Here is a 17806-nt window from a genome sequence, read left to right on the forward strand (position 1 = left end):
GAGTGCGAAGCGTATCGAGAACCGTTTTAAATTATACCAAACGTCAGTTCGAGTGCGAAGCGTATCGAGAACCGTTTTTAATTCAAAATTTTCTTGTTCTCGATACGATCCCGCCCAAAATCGGGATCACTCGAACTGACGAGTATGATCATCAAAAATCAATTACAATTGCATGGGTACTTCCATCAACAGGATTTCGGCACTAGCGGAATTAGCGGTAATTTTAATAGCATTGGTGTCCCAGATTCCTACTCCGTCTCGCTCGTTTAAAGCAATGTTTCCTATGGCAAAATCGCCTTTCAAAACAAAAGCGTAGATTCCGTTTCCGGTTTTTTTTAATGCATACGTGGCAGCAAAATCCTTTTCGAATTTCCCTATATGAAACCACGCATCTTGATGAATCCAAACACCTTCATCCTCAGGATTTGGGGATAGAATTTGTTGGAGTTTATTGTGACGGTCGTTTAAATCTAAAGTAACTTGATCATAACGAGGCGTTACATTTTTTTTATTTGGATAAATCCAAATCTGCAAAAATTTAACCAGCTGGTCTTTATTTTTATTGTATTCGCTGTGAAAAATTCCGGTACCGGCACTCATGGCCTGAATATCCCCTTCCTTGATTACGGTAGTATTGCCCATACTGTCATGGTGTTCTAAATCGCCTTCGAGCGGAATAGAAATGATTTCCATATTGTCATGCGGATGTTTCCCAAAACCCATCCCCTGATTGACTCTGTCATCATTGAGCACGCGCAATACGCCAAAATTCATTCGCTCTGGATTTTGATAATTCGCAAAACTAAACGTATGATAGGATTCCAGCCAACCGTGATTGGCATGACCCCGCGTGTTTCCTTTGTGCAAAACAAAATGCGTAAGTACTCCTTCTGTATTTTTATCTGTATTTTCCATTGTTCTATTCTTTAAAAATATAATGCAAAGGTGCGTCAAAAAAAAGGCAGCTGCATTGAACCAGGACAAGAAATTAAAAATTATGAGACTTTAAAGTTTTGTCATTTTGGCTCTCACTTTACTTAAAAACTCAGCCGAAATCCCTAGATAAGAAGCAATGTAATGCTGGGCAACGCGCTGCGATAGTGTGGGATACTGTTCCAGAAACTCTATGTATTTTTGGGTCGCTGTTTTAGAAATAGTATGAAACAAACGGTCTTGCGTAACGGCCAGACTGCGCTGCATCAGGATGCGGAACGCGCGTTCAAACTTTGGTGCTTTGGCAAATAATTCTTCTTTTGCTTCCGGGCTGAACAGCAAAAAATCACAATCTTCCAATGTTTCGATATACACACGGCTTGGTGCATCTTCGTATATACTAAAAGAAATATCGCTCACCCACGCATTCTCGAGGGCAAATTGCAGAATAACTTCAAAACCATTGTCGTCAATATAATATTTCCGGACACAACCTTTGATGACAAAAGCTTCAAAATGGCACATTTCGCCTTCCTGAAGTAAAACCGTTTTCTTAGCAACGGTTTTATATTCCAGCAAAGAATTGAAAATTTCTAATTCTTTGGGTTCAAAAGTGACATAACGACTTATGTTTTTATTAATTTGGGAATACAATAGTTTCTCGTTTAGAATTTAAAGATAGCTAAATACCCTTAAAAAATGACTCGTAAATATATTAAATTAGCAAGATTTCCTCAAAAAACAAAATCTGCTCTCGATTAAATTCCTATTTTTGTTCCAATAAAAACATAATAAAAAAATTTATGCTCATTATAGGAATTGCAGGTGGTACAGGAAGCGGAAAAACAACCGTTGTACATCAGATTATGAATGAATTACCACAGACAGAAGTTGGTATTATTTCACAAGATTCATATTACAAAGAAAATCACGGACTCTCCTTTGATGAAAGAGCATTGATCAATTTTGATCATCCCCGAGCCATTGATTTTGAGTTGCTAGTGGCCCACCTCAAAGAATTAAAGGAAGGAAATAACATTCACCAACCCGTTTATTCCTTTGTAACCCACAACCGGTCTGACGATACCGTTTTTACTCATCCCAGAAAAGTGATGATTGTAGAAGGAATTTTAATCTTGGCCAATCCCGAATTAAGAGAATTATTTGATGTAAAAATATACGTTCATGCCGATTCTGACGAACGATTAATCCGACGCATGAAACGCGATATAATGGAACGTGGCCGTGACATGAATGAAGTCCTTAACAGATACCAAACCACATTAAAGCCAATGCACGAGCAGTTCATCGAACCAACCAAGGCATTTGCGGACATCATTATTCCAAATGACAAATACAACACAGTAGCCATTGATGTGGTGCGCGCAGTAATAAATCAAAAAATTCTGTGATTTAGTTGTAATTTTAACAGAATAAGTATTAGGAGATATTTCCCGCTTTCCGTTGCAATCTTTTAGTAGGTGAATCTTCCTTCGTCAGTATCACCTACTAAAAGGATTTCCACTATAATCGGGGCTAAAAAAAATAAAAAAAATGACAAATCCATATAAAGACAAACCTTGGTTTAAATTCCTGAGCAACAAATATGTCTGGGTCCTGTTGTTCTTTTCGTCTTGGATGATTTTTCTGGACAACTATTCGTATTTTGATCATCGCATTTTAGACAAACAAATTGAAGATCTGGAAGACAATGCAGAATATTACAAAGACGAAATAAAAAAAGACAAAGAGAATATCAAACAATTAAATAATTCCGAACAAATAGAAAAATACGCCCGAGAAAAATACTATATGAAAAAAGATAGTGAAGACATTTACATCATCGAATTTGAAGGCGACACGATTCAAAAATAAAATCCCATTCCCAACCATTCCCAAAGGGAAGAGAGTGTACAATTTATAGTAATTATTAAAAACAGAACACCAAGTTTCGGTTCCCTCTCCTATGACGAGGACTGGAGTGAGGAAAATGACTAACAAAATGGATACAAACCTTTTCGATGATTTCAACCCCATTTCCTCCAAACAATGGAAACAAAAAATCCAATTTGAACTCAATGGAGCGGATTACAATGAAACCGTAGTTTGGAATTCTCCGGAAGACATTCAGGTAAAACCTTTTTACCACAAAGAGGAGTTTACAAAAGTATTCCCCGTTTCCACAAAAGCAACAGAATTTAGAATTTGCCAAAATATATTTGTCTACGACCTTGAAAAATCAATAGAACGGGCATTAGACACATTGAATCGCGGGGCAGACAGCCTGCGCTTTACAATAGAAAACGAATCAATTAACGTTACCGATCTATTGGAAAAATTGCCTTTAGAGAACGTTACCGTTTATTTTAACCTGGGATTTATTTCAATCGATTTCGTCAAAAAAATTGATGTTTTCGCCAAGAAAAGCAACACTGTAATTTTCTGTAATCTGGATCCTATAGGACAATTAGCCAAAGATGGAAACTGGTTTACAACGAAAGAAAAAAGCAATTTTGACACCCTGAATTTGCTTTCGGCAGCAACAACATCGGTATCGCTACTTAGTATCAACGCTGCGTTGTATCAAAATGCCGGTGCCACTATGGTACAGCAAATTGCTTATAGTGTGGGACAAGCCAATGAGTATTTCAATAGAATTGACGCCATAAATACACCTATTGTTTTTGAAGTGGCCGTAGGAACAAATTACTTTTTTGAAATTGCAAAACTGCGTGCGTTGCGGTTGCTTTTTAATCTCATCGCCAAGGAATACAACCATACTTTAGCGTGCAACATCATCGTTTCGCCTACCAAACGTAACAAAACATTATACGATTACAATATAAATATGTTGCGTACCACAACTGAATGTATGAGTGCCATTATTGGAGGAGCGGATGCTATTGCCAATTTACCTTATGATGCTTTGTACCACAAAGACAACGAATTTGGCGACCGCATAGCGAGAAACCAATTGTTGATCCTCAAAAATGAAAGTTATTTTGACAAAGTCAACAATCCGGCAGACGGCAGTTATTATATCGAAAACCTAACCAATCAAATAGCGGAAAAAGCATTGGCTTTATTCAAAGACATAGAGGCAAATGGCGGTTTCCTGAAACAACTTAATGACGGAATCATCAAAAGAAAAATTCAGGAAAGTGCGGATACCGCGCAGGAACTATTTGATTCTGGGAAAGAAATTTTATTGGGAACAAACAAACATCCTAACAAACAGGATAAAATGAAACACGATTTAGAATTGTTTCCTTTTGTAAAAGTCAAACCAAGAAAAACCTTGATTACACCCATAATCGAAAAACGTCTGGCAGAAAAAACGGAACAGGAACGATTGGATCTTGAATAGTAAGCCCGACGCTGTTATTTAATACCATTGGAAAAGAGTATATTTACTTTGCTAAAAACATAAAATAATGGAACCCATAAGACAAATCGTTAAGGTGAAAAATCACAAAATAAGCATCACACTGCCGAATGATTTTAATGCTGATGAAGTTGAAGTGATTATTCTTCCAAAGTCGAATACTTTAGAAATCCCTCAATGGCAAATGGACCAAGTTAGAGAAAGAACTGAGAAATATCTTAAGAATCCATCTTCAGCTCAAGATATTGATGATTTTCTAAAAGATATTGACGGTGGGTTATAAAATTGTAATTGTAGAGGAAGCTAAACTTGATTTCAAAACAGCTTTGGATTGGTACAAAGGCATTCACCCTAAATTGGGCGATACGTTCTCCAATTCGTTCAAGGAAAGTTTAAAAATAATTAAGTCAAATCCATTACTTTTTCAAATAAGATATGATAAGACCAGAGTAGCTTTAATTGAAAATTTTCCATACTTAATTCATTTCAACAGCTACGAGAACATAATTGTCATTACAGCTATTTTTCATACTTCAAGAAATACTGAAATATGGACTGAAAGGAATTAAAATTTCAAAAAACTATAATCTTTGTACTAAACAAATGAAAAGAAAAGATTTACAACACATACAATTAAAAAGTACAGCGCTAAAAGTCGAGCATGAAAATGCTGTGTCTGATGCATTTCTAACTGCAGAAGGAATAGAAGTAAAACCTACGTATTCAGAACAAGATATTAAGAATCTTACTCATCTTGATTTTGGGGCTGGTTTTGCTCCCAATTTACGCGGCCCATACACCACAATGTACGTCCGCCGACCATGGACGGTGCGTCAATATGCCGGATTTTCAACTGCCGAAGAAAGCAATGCTTTTTACAGGAGGAATCTGGCTGCGGGTCAAAAAGGACTATCCATTGCTTTTGATTTACCCACACACCGCGGCTATGATTCCGATCATGAGCGCGTAGTGGGCGATGTGGGGAAAGCAGGAGTTGCCATTGACTCCGTGGAAGACATGAAAGTATTATTCGACCAAATTCCGCTTAATGAAATGTCCGTTTCTATGACAATGAATGGCGCTGTTTTACCTATTATGGCTTTCTATATTGTCGCCGCCGAAGAACAAGGCGTAGCACCCGAGTTGCTTTCCGGTACAATACAAAATGATATTCTCAAAGAGTTCATGGTCCGTAATACCTATATTTATCCGCCAACGCCTTCGATGAAAATCATTGCTGATATTTTTGAATTTACCAGCAAAAAAATGCCCAAATTCAACTCGATTTCCATTTCTGGCTACCACATGCAAGAAGCGGGAGCCACGGCTGATATTGAACTGGCGTACACGCTGGCCGATGGATTGGAATACATCAGAACTGGATTAGCAACCGGAATGAAAATTGATGAATTCGCCCCACGACTGTCCTTTTTCTGGGCGATTGGAATGAACCATTTTATGGAAATTGCCAAAATGCGAGCAGGAAGAATGATCTGGGCAAAATTAGTAAAGCAATTTGAACCAAAAGACGATAAATCATTAGCGTTACGAACCCATTGTCAAACTTCGGGATGGAGTTTAACCGAGCAAGATCCCTTTAACAATGTGGCAAGAACCTGTATTGAAGCAGCAGCAGCAGCTTTTGGAGGCACACAATCTTTGCATACCAACGCCTTAGATGAAGCAATTGCGTTACCAACAGATTTCTCGGCCAGAATTGCCAGAAACACACAACTTTATTTACAAGACGAAACTAAAATTACCAAAACGGTTGATCCTTGGGCAGGTAGTTATTATGTAGAAAGTCTGACAAATGAAATTGCTGAAAGTGCCTGGAAACTCATTCAAGAGGTAGAAGAACTGGGCGGTATGACCAAAGCTATTGAATCCGGAATTCCGAAACTTAGAATCGAGGAAGCAGCAGCCAGAAAACAAGCGAGAATAGACAGCGGGCAGGATATTATTGTGGGCGTTAACAAATATAGATTAGAAAAAGAAGACCCTTTACAGATTTTGGATGTGGACAATCAAATGGTCCGCAAGCAACAATTGGAACAATTAGACCGAATCAAAGCGACCAGAGCTACTGAAAAAGTGCAGGAATCGCTGAAAAAATTAATCCTTTGTGCGCAAACTGGTGAAGGAAATTTACTGGAAATAGCGGTTGAAGCCGCTCGAAACAGAACTACGCTGGGAGAAATCAGCGATGCGCTGGAAACAGTTTTTGGAAGATACAAAGCACAAATTAAATCCTTTAGCGGTGTGTATAGCAAAGAAATAAAAGACGACAAAAGCTTTGAAAAAGCAAAACAACTGGCAGATGAATTTGCAAAGAAAGAAGGACGTCGCCCTAGAATCATGATTGCCAAAATGGGACAAGATGGTCACGATCGTGGCGCTAAAGTGGTGGCTACCGGGTATGCTGATGTAGGTTTTGATGTTGACATTGGCCCCCTTTTTCAAACACCAGCCGAAGCGGCCAAACAAGCGATAGAGAATGATGTGCACATCCTGGGAGTTTCCTCACTGGCGGCAGGACACAAAACGCTGGTACCACAAGTTATTGCAGAACTTAAAAAATACGATCGAGAAGATATTATGGTCGTGGTAGGTGGCGTAATTCCGGCACAAGATTATCAGTTTCTATTTGATGCCGGTGCGGTTGCCGTTTTTGGCCCTGGCACAAAAATCAGTGAAGCGGCTATTAAGATATTAGACATTTTAATGGACAGTTTCGACTAAAACCACAGCCTATTATTTTGACTCAAAATTTAAGAACATCAATCGAAAGACTGGTGTTTTTTGTTTTAAATCAGATGCCTATCCGCTAAACGGACTACGTTTACAAAACAGAACTATTTCTAAAAAAGTTAGCTATGAATTACACTAATTTTTACCATTTTTTTTAAAATAAGTAATAACCATGGTATAATGTCGTATTTTAAAATCAAGATAAAATTATGTAACAATATGATTTAAAGCTGTTTTACTTAAAGTTAATTCTTTTGACTTTACGACTTTTAAACTTTCGACTTACTTATTGATAAACATTAAATTAAATATTTAAAAAAATAACACGTCTTACCTTTAGTCATTTATTACAAGTAACCCGTTGGGGGTAATTAGTTTTTGATGGGAATTTTCGTCAGTTCGAGTGATCCCGCTTTTAGGCGGGATTATATCGAGAACTAGAAAATTAGTATTAAAAACGGTTCTCGATACACGTCACTTCGAGTGCGAAGCGTATCGAGAAGCTTTGTTCCGTTTTACTCCACAAAAACACTTATTATTTTGCTTCTTTTAAGCATTGCAATCGTATCAAATGTTCAAGAAACGGAGAAAGCAAAAATCAAAAATAGAAGGAAACCATCAATTTGGTGGTGCGTCCCAATAGAGAAATCCTTAAGGCTAAATAATTCGACTATGGGATAAAAGAAAAGAGGCCGTCAAATAATGACAGCCTCTTTTTTTAGAATAAAAAAGGAATTAAATGTTTTTTGCCTTTGCATTATTATCCGCAATAATACACGAAGTATCATACCCGCCAAACATTTTCATATAGCTTTTTATAGAACTACCATAAGCGTCTCTAAAATTTCGTTTTCCTTTATTTTTAAAATATTTTTTTACAGAGCCTGCTCCGCCAAGGTGAGCTGCCGCTAATATCCCGGATTCGGTAACGAATATTCCGTTTAATATAGTGCCTTCGTATTTTTCAATTTCTCTTTTCAGCTCCCATTTGTTTTTCGCCAGTAGCGCTAGAAATGCTTTTTCCTGTAATTCAGGACTATTCAAAAAGGCAGACCGATTATAGACTCCAACCGATTTAAGTGTCTCAATACCAAACTGATATTTTCCCATATATCCGAGGGAGTTCACTTTTTTGTATTTACTTTCGGATTCTCTATATCCAATAGCTTCTTTAAAACCGATAAAGAAATTTCCGGTAAAAGGAATGTTTAATTTGGTGTATTCATTTTGTTCTTCAGAAGGAAATAAGTAGTGTGCTCCCTCATCTTCATTAATAAGAAACCAAGGGCTGGTTTCTAGGTTAAACGGTTTAAAACCTGAGCTTAAAAAAACTGTAATCACAGTCAGACCTGCGTAAAAAGACCACTTCTTAATCATAAATTGTTTTTCTTCAAAACGCTGTCCCGTTAAGAAATTTCTATGCACAAAGATACAACAAAAATAATAATACTGATAATCAAGTAGTTAAACTTTTCTAAAAATAAATGAAGTGGTATTTTATATCGTTAAAACGCACGAATTCAATTGTAGGTGCCGGAATTTTAACCGTGTTCAGAACGGAAAAAACAGTCTTTAAAAAATGGGACTGCGTCTTTATTTTCGTCAGATCAACATCAATACTCAAATAAAACTGTCGGAATCTTTGTGGATTTGTAGTTGAAAAAGCGTTATTACCGCTATTTCCGTTCAGCATTCCTTCGGCTCCGTAACCCAAAGCTATATTTAGCCATTTTGGAATCCTGGAGCGTTTTGCAAAAGAGTGCAAATTAACAGAAAGCCAATAGGTTTGTCCATTATAGTCTTTTAAAATTTGCTCTGTAAAAGAACTGCCCAAAACTTCCGGTCTGTAATTGGCATATTGGGTGGTATGAAAAGAGAATTTAGGGGTAATACGCTGTTCATTCCAGATTAATTCCTGAGAAACGTATAAAGCTGTCCCGGAAGCATTGGCAATTATATCGCCATAGGAGGCACCCCACGCAGCAGAATATCCATCCAGAACCTCAACGGCGGTAAGAAATGCAAAGCCCAAGCCGGCTCCGTATAGTAGCTGATTTTTTTTAGAAGCCCCACTCCACTGCAGCATTTGGGCACCAAGACGTCCCAGATGATACGAAGAAAATACATGCCCAGATTTGTCCATCTGTAGCCAATCAGTATTGTCATTTATAAAATGAAAATCAGATTTGGGATAATCAGCGTACCAAAGTTGGTTTAAACCGATCAGCGTTCCTGCGGTCAAAGCACCTTCAGCAACAAACACCCCTTTTTGCTTTTTCCTATTCAAAGAATCGGAGGGTTTAAAAAAAGATTCCGCACGCTCTTGGGCAAATACAGTTTGGAAACCCACTAAAAATAAAAATAAAATCCCTTTTTTTAATCCCAAAACTATCTTTTTACGCCTTGGCTGTTGATCCAATCCGAATATTTTTTGGCGTTTTTATTGTGTTCCGTTAATGTGGCAGCAAACTCATGGTATCCAAAACGTTCCACGCTGGCACAAAAATAAATAAAATTGTTTTTCTCAGGATCCAAAACCGCTTCCATGGCTGTAATATCAGGCATAGCGATAGGTCCAGGAGGCAGTCCTACATTCATATAGGTATTATACGGATGTGCCATTGTCAAATCTTTGTAGAAAACCCTTTTGATAACCTGATCAAAATCGTTTGCTTTTTTCTTTATCGCAAATATTACCGTTGGATCTGCCTGCAATGGCATTCCCGTTCGCAACCGATTGAGATACACGCCGGCTATTCTTGGTCTCTCGTCTTTTTTTACGGATTCTTTGTGAACAATTGAAGCCAGAATAGTCGCTTCGATGGAAGTAAGTCCCTGTTTTTGCGCTTTGGCAACTCTTTCCTTGTTCCAAAAATTACGGTATTCCTTAATCATTTTATCACGGAACTTTTCAGCGGTAGTGTTCCAATAAATCTCGTATGTATTTGGAATAAACAGTACCAAAACAGTCTCTTCATTGAACCCGTTTTCTTTCAAGAAAATAGAATCTTTGAAGGAAGTCAGTAATGACAAGCTATCCGCTTCAATTTGTGAACCTACACGCCCGGCTAAATTCTCAATACGTTCCTGATTATTAAAAGCCAACTTTACTGCTGAATTAAGACGCAATGTTTTTACCAGTTCATAACTGTTCATTCCCTTTTTGAATAAAAAACGCCCCGGAATTACATTATCAGAATAGCCTCGTTTATTGGCCACCATCTCAAAACGATCCAAGTTTTCGACATACGGAGCAATTATTTTTTTGACCTCTTCGTAATTGGAATCCGTTGGCACGTACACGTACACTTCGTTCTCTGAGAATTTGGTGTTAGAAGAAAAAATTTGGCGCAAAATAACCAATCCGTATAGCATCAGTATTCCTATTAAAACAACAGCGGTAATGGTAATAATTTTCTTTAAATTCATATATGGTATTTTTATTGGAAAAGTAGTATTTTTAACTTTAGTTTGAAATTATGATGAATTAAAACTACATTTTTTAAAATTTAGTATTGATCAATTGAAAAACAGCTTCGTCTTTATAAATACCATTCACAAAAGTCCACTCCTTTTTGACTCCTGTCATTTTGAATCCAAATTTAGTAAAAAGCGCTTTACTAGCTTCATTTTCGGTTCCAATATTTGCATATAACTGGTGTAAATTTAGATTATAAAAAGCATATTCAATTAATAATTCCAAAGCTTCGGAACCAATATTCTGTTTTCGATTTTTGCTTTTTTGAATGACAATACCTACTCCCGCCCTGTTATTCTTTGGATCAAAATCAAATAAATCGATCAAACCCAAGGCCGGGAAATCCTGATCCTGACAAATAGCCAATCGCAATTGCTTGGCTTCATAAATATCCTGATGGGCATTTTCTAAATATTGCTTGACTAAAAACCGGCTGAATGGCGTATGCGTATTGCTGACTTCCCAAATGCTCTGGTCGTTTTCTATGGCATATACAAACTCCAGATCATTGGGTTCTAATGCCCGAATGTAGATATTGTCTCCTTTTAATGTTTTCATTTTAAAATTAAGATTTTACTTAATTATTTTTATACCCTATTTTTTTTCTAGGTTCGGTATTATCTTTTTTGTCAATTAGTTCATCAAGATAATTAAACACAAGTTCTATATTTTTAGTGTGATTGGAGAGTTTCTTTTTAATTTCTTCAATTTCTAATTTCATACTCATAGTATCGGTAAGCATCGCTCTTATTTTTGTGAAAACACGTATAATTTGAATATTTACTTTTATAGCAGTAGTGCTGTTAAGTACACTTGACAACATTGCGACACCTTGTTCTGTGAATGCCATAGGCATATACCTTGTTCCTCCCCAACTTGAGGTGCCAATTTGGCTCCTCAAATTATCGAATTCTAACTGATTAAGTTCAAACATAAAATCTTCTGGAAAGCGTTCTATGTTCCTACGAACCTGCCGCTTGAGTTGTTTGTTTTCTACCGCATAAAGTTCCGACAAATCTTTATCTAACATAACTTTTTGATCTCTTATCAAATAAATTTTACTGCTGATAATATCATCCGGAATCATAATTGCTTTAACCATATTTTCTACTTTGTTCGTGAAAATTATTTTTTAACTGAATAAAAATTAAATCCTTTAGCTTCCTAATTAAATAATAATTGTTCCTTTAAATACAAATTCAGCTGGCCCCTTCAGAAAAACATTAGTGAATTTTCCTTCTCCTTTATCAAAAGAAACGACTAATTTTCCACCTTCTACATTTAAATCGATCGAAGTAGCATTCGTTTTTCCAATAACGTTCATTGCAATTGCTACTGCTGTTGCGCCTGTTCCGCAAGAAAGTGTTTCATCCTCTACGCCTCTTTCATACGTTCGCATAGAGAAAGTGGCATCGTCAATTTGTTTGACAAAATTGATGTTACTTCCTGCTTTCCCGTACAAATCTCCGTATCGAATAGCAGCTCCGTTTTCCTTGATATTGTAATTTTCCAGATCGTCTACCAGTTGTACATGATGCGGCGATCCCGTATCTAGAAACACATGATCTGTACTGACTTTTACGGCATCAACATCAATCATTTGTAATGATACCAATCCGTCATCGTCAATTGTGGCGTGATGCAAACCATCTGTGGCTATGAAAGTAGCTTTATTCTCAATTACCTGCAGCTTTTTGGCGAAAGCCACTAAACAGCGTCCACCATTGCCACACATGGAACTTTGGTTTCCATCGGAATTGTAATAAACCATTTTGAAATCGGTTACAGGGTCGTTTTCCAATAAAATAAGACCATCACCACCTATTCCAAAACGTCTGTCGCACAAGTGCGCAATGTGTTGTGTATTCTCTTTTGGAAAAAAATTCGAACGATTATCAATCAGGACAAAATCATTTCCTGTTCCTTGGTATTTATAAAATTGTAGTTGCATTTTAATTTCTATTGTGTGCTACAAAAGTACGAACTATTAATGAAATGTTAATCATTGTTAAAGAGCGTTAAACTGTATTTTAGGAAGCTATTTTATTTTTAATTTTACAAGTAAATATCTTAATAAACGAATTTAATTATGAAATCGCCATGACAGAAGCTGTCGCAAACACCAATGAAGATCTGGCGATACCATATTCCTATAAAAAACAAATATTATCTACATATGAAAAAAATTTCAACTCTTTTTTTGGTTTCGTTGTTGAGTGGGGGAGTCACACTTGGCGCTTACAAATTATTATTTGATACCAATGGGTATTTTTCCAGTGAAAAAAATGCCTTGGTAACAGCTGCATCTGATTCGTATGAAACGAAAGTAGGACTGTCTCCCGAGATTCTTGATTTTACCGAGGCTGCAGAAAAAACAATTCATACGGTGGTACACGTAAAAAACGTCTCCCGCAGAACGATTACCAATCCTATTTTAGAATATTTTTATGGGTATAAAGGCGGACAATCCCAGGAACAAGTAGGAACAGGTTCCGGAGTAATCATTTCTGAGGACGGTTATATAGTGACCAATAATCACGTCATCAAAGGCGCATCAGAAATTGAAATTACCTTAAACAACAAAAAATCATACATGGCAAAACTTATTGGAACCGACTCTAAAATGGATATTGCTTTATTGAAAATTGATGCGAATGAAAAATTACCGTATACTGTTTTTGCCAATTCTGATTCGGTGAAAGTGGGTGAATGGGTTTTGGCTGTCGGAAATCCGTATAATTTAACCTCTACGGTAACAGCCGGAATTGTTTCGGCGAAAGCCAGAGATTTAGGCACCAGCGGAATTCAGTCTTTCATACAAACAGATGCTGCGGTAAACCCCGGAAACAGTGGTGGTGCCTTAGTGAACACGCGTGGTGAACTGATCGGAATCAACACGATGATTTCCTCCATGACCGGTTCTTATGTAGGCTATTCGTTTGCGGTTCCTTCGAATATTGCCCGAAAAATCATTGAGGATCTCATGGAATACGGGAATGTACAACGCGGAATTCTTGGTGTTGAAGGAGGCGAACTAAATAGCATGACTTCTAAAGAACTGGGAATCAATCAAACACAAGGCTTTTACATTAATAAAGTCACCAAAAATTCAGGAGCTGAAAAATCAGGACTTGAAAAAGGAGATGTCATCATCAAATTAGACGAATTAAATGTGGCTACTTTTGCGGATCTTTCCGGATACATCAATACGAAAAGACCCAATGACAAAATACAGGTTACCTATATCAGAGATGGAAAAACAAGAGTAGCTCCTGTAGTGCTTAGCAAAAATGAATTTTTCAGCGCGGAGTTTAAAGGCATCGAATTAGAAAATATTGAGGCTGCTGACAAGCAGAAATTCAAAATCGATTATGGCGTGCGAATCAAATCCATAAGCAGCCAAAATCTGAAGCAATACGAAGACGAGCTGGTGGGAAATATTATCTTGAGTATTGACAATGTCAAAGCTACGGATGTTGCAACGGTATCCCAACTTTTAAGTAAAAAAGAGGAAAACCAAACCATACGCATCGAAATGATTACTAAAAACGGAGAAGTCATGCGTGTAATTCTCTAGCGCATTCCTGTTTTAAAAAAACCAAAGCCATCTTGATATTTCAGGGTGGCTTTTTTATTTTTAAAATAAATCCAAAAATAGCTTACGAAATCGATTGAAATGGGTATTTTTGCGCCAAATTTTAAAAAATACAATCCTTTATTTTCATTAAATTTTCAACATGGCAACTACAACTTTATACGAAAAGGAAGTTTCTTTTCAAGCCGACAGGCGACGTGCAGGAGTAAAACTGATTAAAATTATCAGCGATTTATGGTATGATAAATCCATTGAGATGGTTTTATTTAGAAACCCGCTAATCGACAGGAATGTTAGTGATATTATCAACCTGCATGAATATGCGGCTGAATTTGTAGGCAAACCCATTTCAGTATTTGATTCGGTTAAAATTGCAAAAGCGATTTTAGAATTGAATTTACCGCCTGCAAAATTAGACATTGGAAAACTGACGTACGAATATGGTTTAGAAGAAGATACATATCCTGACGCCAAGTATTTTGTCATTGACAAATTAAAAAATGCCAAAAATTCAGAGGAAATTCAACCAAAAGATGTGGTGCTGTATGGTTTTGGTCGCATTGGTCGTTTATTAGCCAGAGAATTAATGTCGAAAACCGGAAAAGGAAGTCAATTGCGATTGCGTGCCATCGTAACACGCGATAAAAATGATGCTAATTCTCTTGAAAAAAGAGCTTCTTTATTGCGTTACGATTCGATTCATGGTGATTTTCAAGGCTCCGTAACGGCTGATCCTGAAAATAATGCTTTGATTATCAACGGAACCACTGTACACATTATTACGGCAAACGGACCTGAAGAAATTGATTATACGCTTTTTGGAATCGATAATGCATTGGTTATTGACAACACGGGTGCTTTTACCACACACGAAGCACTAAGCCGCCATTTGGTTTCCAAAGGTGTGGAAAAAGTATTGCTTACCGCTCCCGGAAAAGGAGTTCCTAATATTGTTCATGGCGTAAACCACAACGAATACAACCCGGATGAAATCAATATCTTTTCGGCGGCATCGTGCACTACGAACGCTATCACGCCAATCTTGAAAGCTGTTGAGGATACTTTGGGCGTTGTCAAAGGACATCTGGAGACCATCCATGCGTACACAAACGACCAGAATCTTGTGGACAACATGCACAAAAAATACCGTCGTGGAAGAGCCGCCGCTTTGAATATGGTGATTACCGAAACGGGTGCCGGAAGTGCTGTTGCAAAAGCATTGCCTTCATTAGAGGGAAAATTAACGTCGAATGCCATTCGGGTACCGGTTCCTAATGGCTCTTTGGTCGTCTTGAATCTGGAAGTATCCAGAGAAACATCGCTGTTAGAAATCAATGCTATCATGAAAAAATATGCATTGGAAGGCGAATTAGTCGAGCAAATCAAATATTCGATGAATAACGAATTGGTTTCATCGGATATCGTCGGCACATCGCAGCCTGCCATTTATGACAGCAACGCCACCATTGTTTCAAAAGACGGAAAAAATATTGTGTTGTACATTTGGTACGACAACGAATACGGCTACAGCCATCAAGTTATTAGATTGGCTAAATACATTGCCAAAGTAAGGCGTTTTACGTATTACTAGCCTGCCGTTTACAGGTTGTGGATTTGCGATTGTAATTTTTTTTTAGTTTTAGTTTTAGTCCCCTTAGTTTTAAATTTGGAACAACCGCAACCCAGCCTGAATTCAATAGAAAATCCGTCCCGTTAGGAAAAACGAGACGGATTTTTTTGTTCCTATTACACCGAATTGGCACGCAGATGACGCGGATTTTTTATGTGTGTTAATTTGTTATTACTGTGTTGAATTGGTACGCTGATGACGCGGATTTTAGCAGATTTTTTATGTGTGTTAATTTGTCATTACTGTGTTGAATTGGTACGCTGATGACGCGGATTTTAGCAGATTTTTACTGATTTTTACTGATTTTTTAAAAAGTCTTATTTGAAAATTCGATTTAACATCCGCAAATTCATAACTCATAATTAAAAAAACTATTCCTTAGCTTTTGTCAAATAATACACCGGAATACCAATCAGCATAATCAAAACACCCCAACCGCTTGTACTGGTTTTGGTATACAACAAGGCTATACAAATTGCTGTCGCGATAATTAGATACAGTGCCGGTAAAAATGGATATCCAAAAGCTTTATACGGTCTTTCGGCATCTGGCATTTTCTTGCGCAGAATAAATATTCCGAGAATAGTCAGAATATAAAATATCAAAACGATGATAACCACAAAATCCAATAAATCCCCATATTTTCCTGTCAAACACAACGCCGAAGCCCAGATACACTGCGCCCAGATAGACCAAGCCGGAACGCTGGCATGATTCAATTCAGCAGCTTTCTTGAAGAAAACACCATCTTGCGCCATCGTATAATACACTCTGGCACCCGCCATAATCAATCCGTTGTTACAGGCAAAAGTCGAAATCATAATCATCACCGCGATTATTAATGTTCCCACCGAACCAAAAATACGTTGCGAAGCCACAACAGCCACACGATCTGATTCGGCCGTAGCAATTTCATACAAAGGCACAACAGCCAAGTACATCAAGTTAGCCAAAATATAAATCACACTCACGATTAAGGTTCCTAAAAACAAACTCAATCCCACGTTGCGTTTTGGATTTTTTATTTCTCCAGCTATAAAAGTTACTCCTTCCCAAGCCACACTAGAGAACATTGAACCTACTAGTGCTGCCGAAATTCCTGATATCAACGCCGTTCCGCTAATAGGCAACCACGAACCCGTTTCCACATTCAGGGCTTGTGACGTCCAGACATTGTTCCAGTTCGCGTCCCAAACTTCTGCTTTGGCAGCCATAAAACCAAAAATAATCAAACCTGCCAACGACAGAATTTTGATAACCGTCAGAACCGTCTGTAAAATCTTAGAGTTTTTTACCCCACGGCTGTTGATGTAACTCAACAAAATTATCGTGAAAATAGACACAATCTGGGCGGCATTGAGTTTAAAATCCCCTATCTCATATAAAATATTCTTATCACTTAAAGGCGCGTATAAATAGGCGGCAAATTTAGCAAAAGCCACACCCACGGCAGCAATGGTACCGGTTTGAATAACCGCAAAGAAACTCCAACCGTACAAAAAACCCACCAGTTTCCCGTAGGCTTCCTTGATGTACACATACTGCCCGCCCGCTTTAGGAAACATCGCGCTCAACTCACCATAACTCACGGCAGCAATCACGGTAATCGTTCCTGTAAGCACCCACATGGCAATCAACCAACCCGCAGAACCCAGCTGTCGCACCATATCCGAGCTCACAATAAATATCCCGGAACCTATCATAGAACCCACCACAAGCATGGTTCCGTCGAGTAATCCTAATTCTCTTTTAAAATCGTCTGGTTTATGGTCTTCCATGTTTTTTTGGGTTTTGGGTTTTGGGTTTTGGGTTTTGGGTTTTGGGTTTTGGGTTTTTAATTGGCTAAAGATATACTTTTTTTGGAAATTTCATAAAAAGGACTGAGAAAGTGACAACAAAGTGAATCGTGAAAAGTGAGTGGTGAGTGGTTAAGAGTGTAGTTGTTCCTTTGGGCGTGACCCCAATGTCATTAAGTTAAGGTTTTATTGTTTTGATTTACAGCTATTTATTGTATTTAAAATTAGGTTTTTTATA

The 17806-nt window shown here is 37.5% G+C and carries 17 protein-coding genes; 8 read left to right on the forward strand and 9 right to left on the reverse strand.

Annotated features, from left to right (window positions below):
• Positions 1-162: 162 nt before the first annotated feature.
• Both EKL95_RS12035 and EKL95_RS12040 read right to left on the reverse strand, forming a co-directional pair.
• Entirely contained in the window at positions 163-915 is a 753-nt protein-coding gene (locus tag EKL95_RS12035) for a pirin family protein (RefSeq protein WP_126461367.1), read from the reverse strand.
• Between the two features lie 90 nt (positions 916-1005).
• Entirely contained in the window at positions 1006-1587 is a 582-nt protein-coding gene (locus EKL95_RS12040; protein WP_126564294.1) for a Crp/Fnr family transcriptional regulator, read from the reverse strand.
• Between the two features lie 149 nt (positions 1588-1736).
• Here EKL95_RS12040 and udk point away from each other — a divergent pair, with 149 nt between their 5' ends.
• From udk to scpA, 6 genes are all read left to right on the forward strand, one after another.
• A complete protein-coding gene (gene udk, locus EKL95_RS12045; RefSeq protein WP_126461373.1) occupies positions 1737-2345 on the forward strand; it encodes a uridine kinase in 609 nt (202 codons plus the stop codon).
• Between the two features lie 142 nt (positions 2346-2487).
• Positions 2488-2808, forward strand: a complete 321-nt coding sequence (locus EKL95_RS12050) for an FtsB family cell division protein (RefSeq protein ID WP_126456033.1) — start codon at positions 2488-2490, stop codon at positions 2806-2808.
• A gap of 127 nt (positions 2809-2935) precedes the next feature.
• Positions 2936-4300 (forward strand): methylmalonyl-CoA mutase subunit beta, encoded by a 1365-nt coding sequence (locus EKL95_RS12055; protein WP_126562975.1) that lies wholly within the window; start codon positions 2936-2938, stop codon positions 4298-4300.
• 67 nt (positions 4301-4367) lie between these two features.
• Positions 4368-4601, forward strand: coding sequence for a hypothetical protein (locus EKL95_RS12060; RefSeq protein WP_126461382.1), 234 nt, complete (start codon positions 4368-4370; stop codon positions 4599-4601).
• Positions 4591-4887, forward strand: a complete 297-nt coding sequence (locus EKL95_RS12065; RefSeq protein WP_126456040.1) for a type II toxin-antitoxin system RelE/ParE family toxin — start codon at positions 4591-4593, stop codon at positions 4885-4887. The genes EKL95_RS12060 and EKL95_RS12065 overlap by 11 nt, the downstream gene beginning before the upstream one ends.
• A 34-nt stretch (positions 4888-4921) precedes the next feature.
• Positions 4922-7060: a methylmalonyl-CoA mutase gene (scpA, locus tag EKL95_RS12070; RefSeq protein ID WP_126562976.1), complete on the forward strand. Its 2139-nt coding sequence runs from the start codon at positions 4922-4924 to the stop codon at positions 7058-7060.
• Positions 7061-7804: 744 nt separating this feature from the next.
• Here the strand turns inward: scpA and EKL95_RS12075 are convergent.
• From EKL95_RS12075 to dapF, 6 genes are all read right to left on the reverse strand, one after another.
• Positions 7805-8446 (reverse strand): peptidoglycan-binding protein LysM, encoded by a 642-nt coding sequence (locus EKL95_RS12075; protein WP_126564295.1) that lies wholly within the window; start codon positions 8444-8446, stop codon positions 7805-7807.
• 97 nt (positions 8447-8543) lie between these two features.
• Positions 8544-9455, reverse strand: a complete 912-nt coding sequence (locus EKL95_RS12080) for a DUF2279 domain-containing protein (RefSeq protein WP_126564296.1) — start codon at positions 9453-9455, stop codon at positions 8544-8546.
• Positions 9456-9457: 2 nt separating this feature from the next.
• Complete coding sequence (gene mltG, locus EKL95_RS12085) at positions 9458-10498, reverse strand: endolytic transglycosylase MltG (protein ID WP_126562978.1); 1041 nt, start codon at positions 10496-10498, stop codon at positions 9458-9460.
• Between the two features lie 73 nt (positions 10499-10571).
• A complete protein-coding gene (locus EKL95_RS12090; protein ID WP_126456048.1) occupies positions 10572-11105 on the reverse strand; it encodes a GNAT family N-acetyltransferase in 534 nt (177 codons plus the stop codon).
• 19 nt (positions 11106-11124) lie between these two features.
• Positions 11125-11649 (reverse strand): ORF6N domain-containing protein, encoded by a 525-nt coding sequence (locus tag EKL95_RS12095; RefSeq protein ID WP_126461395.1) that lies wholly within the window; start codon positions 11647-11649, stop codon positions 11125-11127.
• Between the two features lie 66 nt (positions 11650-11715).
• Positions 11716-12498 (reverse strand): diaminopimelate epimerase, encoded by a 783-nt coding sequence (dapF, locus tag EKL95_RS12100; protein ID WP_126461398.1) that lies wholly within the window; start codon positions 12496-12498, stop codon positions 11716-11718.
• 225 nt (positions 12499-12723) lie between these two features.
• Here dapF and EKL95_RS12105 point away from each other — a divergent pair, with 225 nt between their 5' ends.
• Both EKL95_RS12105 and EKL95_RS12110 read left to right on the forward strand, forming a co-directional pair.
• A complete protein-coding gene (locus EKL95_RS12105) occupies positions 12724-14124 on the forward strand; it encodes a trypsin-like peptidase domain-containing protein (protein WP_126564297.1) in 1401 nt (466 codons plus the stop codon).
• A 160-nt stretch (positions 14125-14284) separates the two neighbouring features.
• Positions 14285-15733 carry a glyceraldehyde-3-phosphate dehydrogenase gene (locus EKL95_RS12110; RefSeq protein WP_126461404.1) on the forward strand — a complete coding sequence of 483 codons (1449 nt, stop codon included), beginning with the start codon at positions 14285-14287 and terminating at the stop codon, positions 15731-15733.
• Between the two features lie 410 nt (positions 15734-16143).
• Here the strand turns inward: EKL95_RS12110 and EKL95_RS12115 are convergent, their stop codons facing one another.
• Positions 16144-17550: an APC family permease gene (locus tag EKL95_RS12115; protein WP_126456055.1), complete on the reverse strand. Its 1407-nt coding sequence runs from the start codon at positions 17548-17550 to the stop codon at positions 16144-16146.
• Between the last annotated feature and the right edge of the window lie 256 nt (positions 17551-17806).

Origin of the sequence: Flavobacterium sp. LB2P53 (assembly GCF_003970305.1) — a bacterium.
In the GTDB taxonomy this organism is placed as follows: domain Bacteria; phylum Bacteroidota; class Bacteroidia; order Flavobacteriales; family Flavobacteriaceae; genus Flavobacterium.

Excerpts from the sequence above, each read along its gene's own strand:
- EKL95_RS12090 (WP_126456048.1), bottom strand. The coding sequence starts at position 11,105 with ATGAAAACATTAAAAGGAGACAATATCTACATTCGGGCATTAGAACCC.
- EKL95_RS12105 (WP_126564297.1), top strand. The coding sequence starts at position 12,724 with ATGAAAAAAATTTCAACTCTTTTTTTGGTTTCGTTGTTGAGTGGGGGA.
- scpA (WP_126562976.1), top strand. The coding sequence starts at position 4,922 with ATGAAAAGAAAAGATTTACAACACATACAATTAAAAAGTACAGCGCTA.
- EKL95_RS12050 (WP_126456033.1), top strand. The coding sequence starts at position 2,488 with ATGACAAATCCATATAAAGACAAACCTTGGTTTAAATTCCTGAGCAAC.
- EKL95_RS12075 (WP_126564295.1), bottom strand. The coding sequence starts at position 8,446 with ATGATTAAGAAGTGGTCTTTTTACGCAGGTCTGACTGTGATTACAGTT.
- EKL95_RS12060 (WP_126461382.1), top strand. The coding sequence starts at position 4,368 with ATGGAACCCATAAGACAAATCGTTAAGGTGAAAAATCACAAAATAAGC.
- dapF (WP_126461398.1), bottom strand. The coding sequence starts at position 12,498 with ATGCAACTACAATTTTATAAATACCAAGGAACAGGAAATGATTTTGTC.
- EKL95_RS12055 (WP_126562975.1), top strand. The coding sequence starts at position 2,936 with ATGGATACAAACCTTTTCGATGATTTCAACCCCATTTCCTCCAAACAA.
- EKL95_RS12110 (WP_126461404.1), top strand. The coding sequence starts at position 14,285 with ATGGCAACTACAACTTTATACGAAAAGGAAGTTTCTTTTCAAGCCGAC.
- udk (WP_126461373.1), top strand. The coding sequence starts at position 1,737 with ATGCTCATTATAGGAATTGCAGGTGGTACAGGAAGCGGAAAAACAACC.
- EKL95_RS12115 (WP_126456055.1), bottom strand. The coding sequence starts at position 17,550 with ATGGAAGACCATAAACCAGACGATTTTAAAAGAGAATTAGGATTACTC.
- EKL95_RS12095 (WP_126461395.1), bottom strand. The coding sequence starts at position 11,649 with ATGGTTAAAGCAATTATGATTCCGGATGATATTATCAGCAGTAAAATT.
- mltG (WP_126562978.1), bottom strand. The coding sequence starts at position 10,498 with ATGAATTTAAAGAAAATTATTACCATTACCGCTGTTGTTTTAATAGGA.
- EKL95_RS12035 (WP_126461367.1), bottom strand. The coding sequence starts at position 915 with ATGGAAAATACAGATAAAAATACAGAAGGAGTACTTACGCATTTTGTT.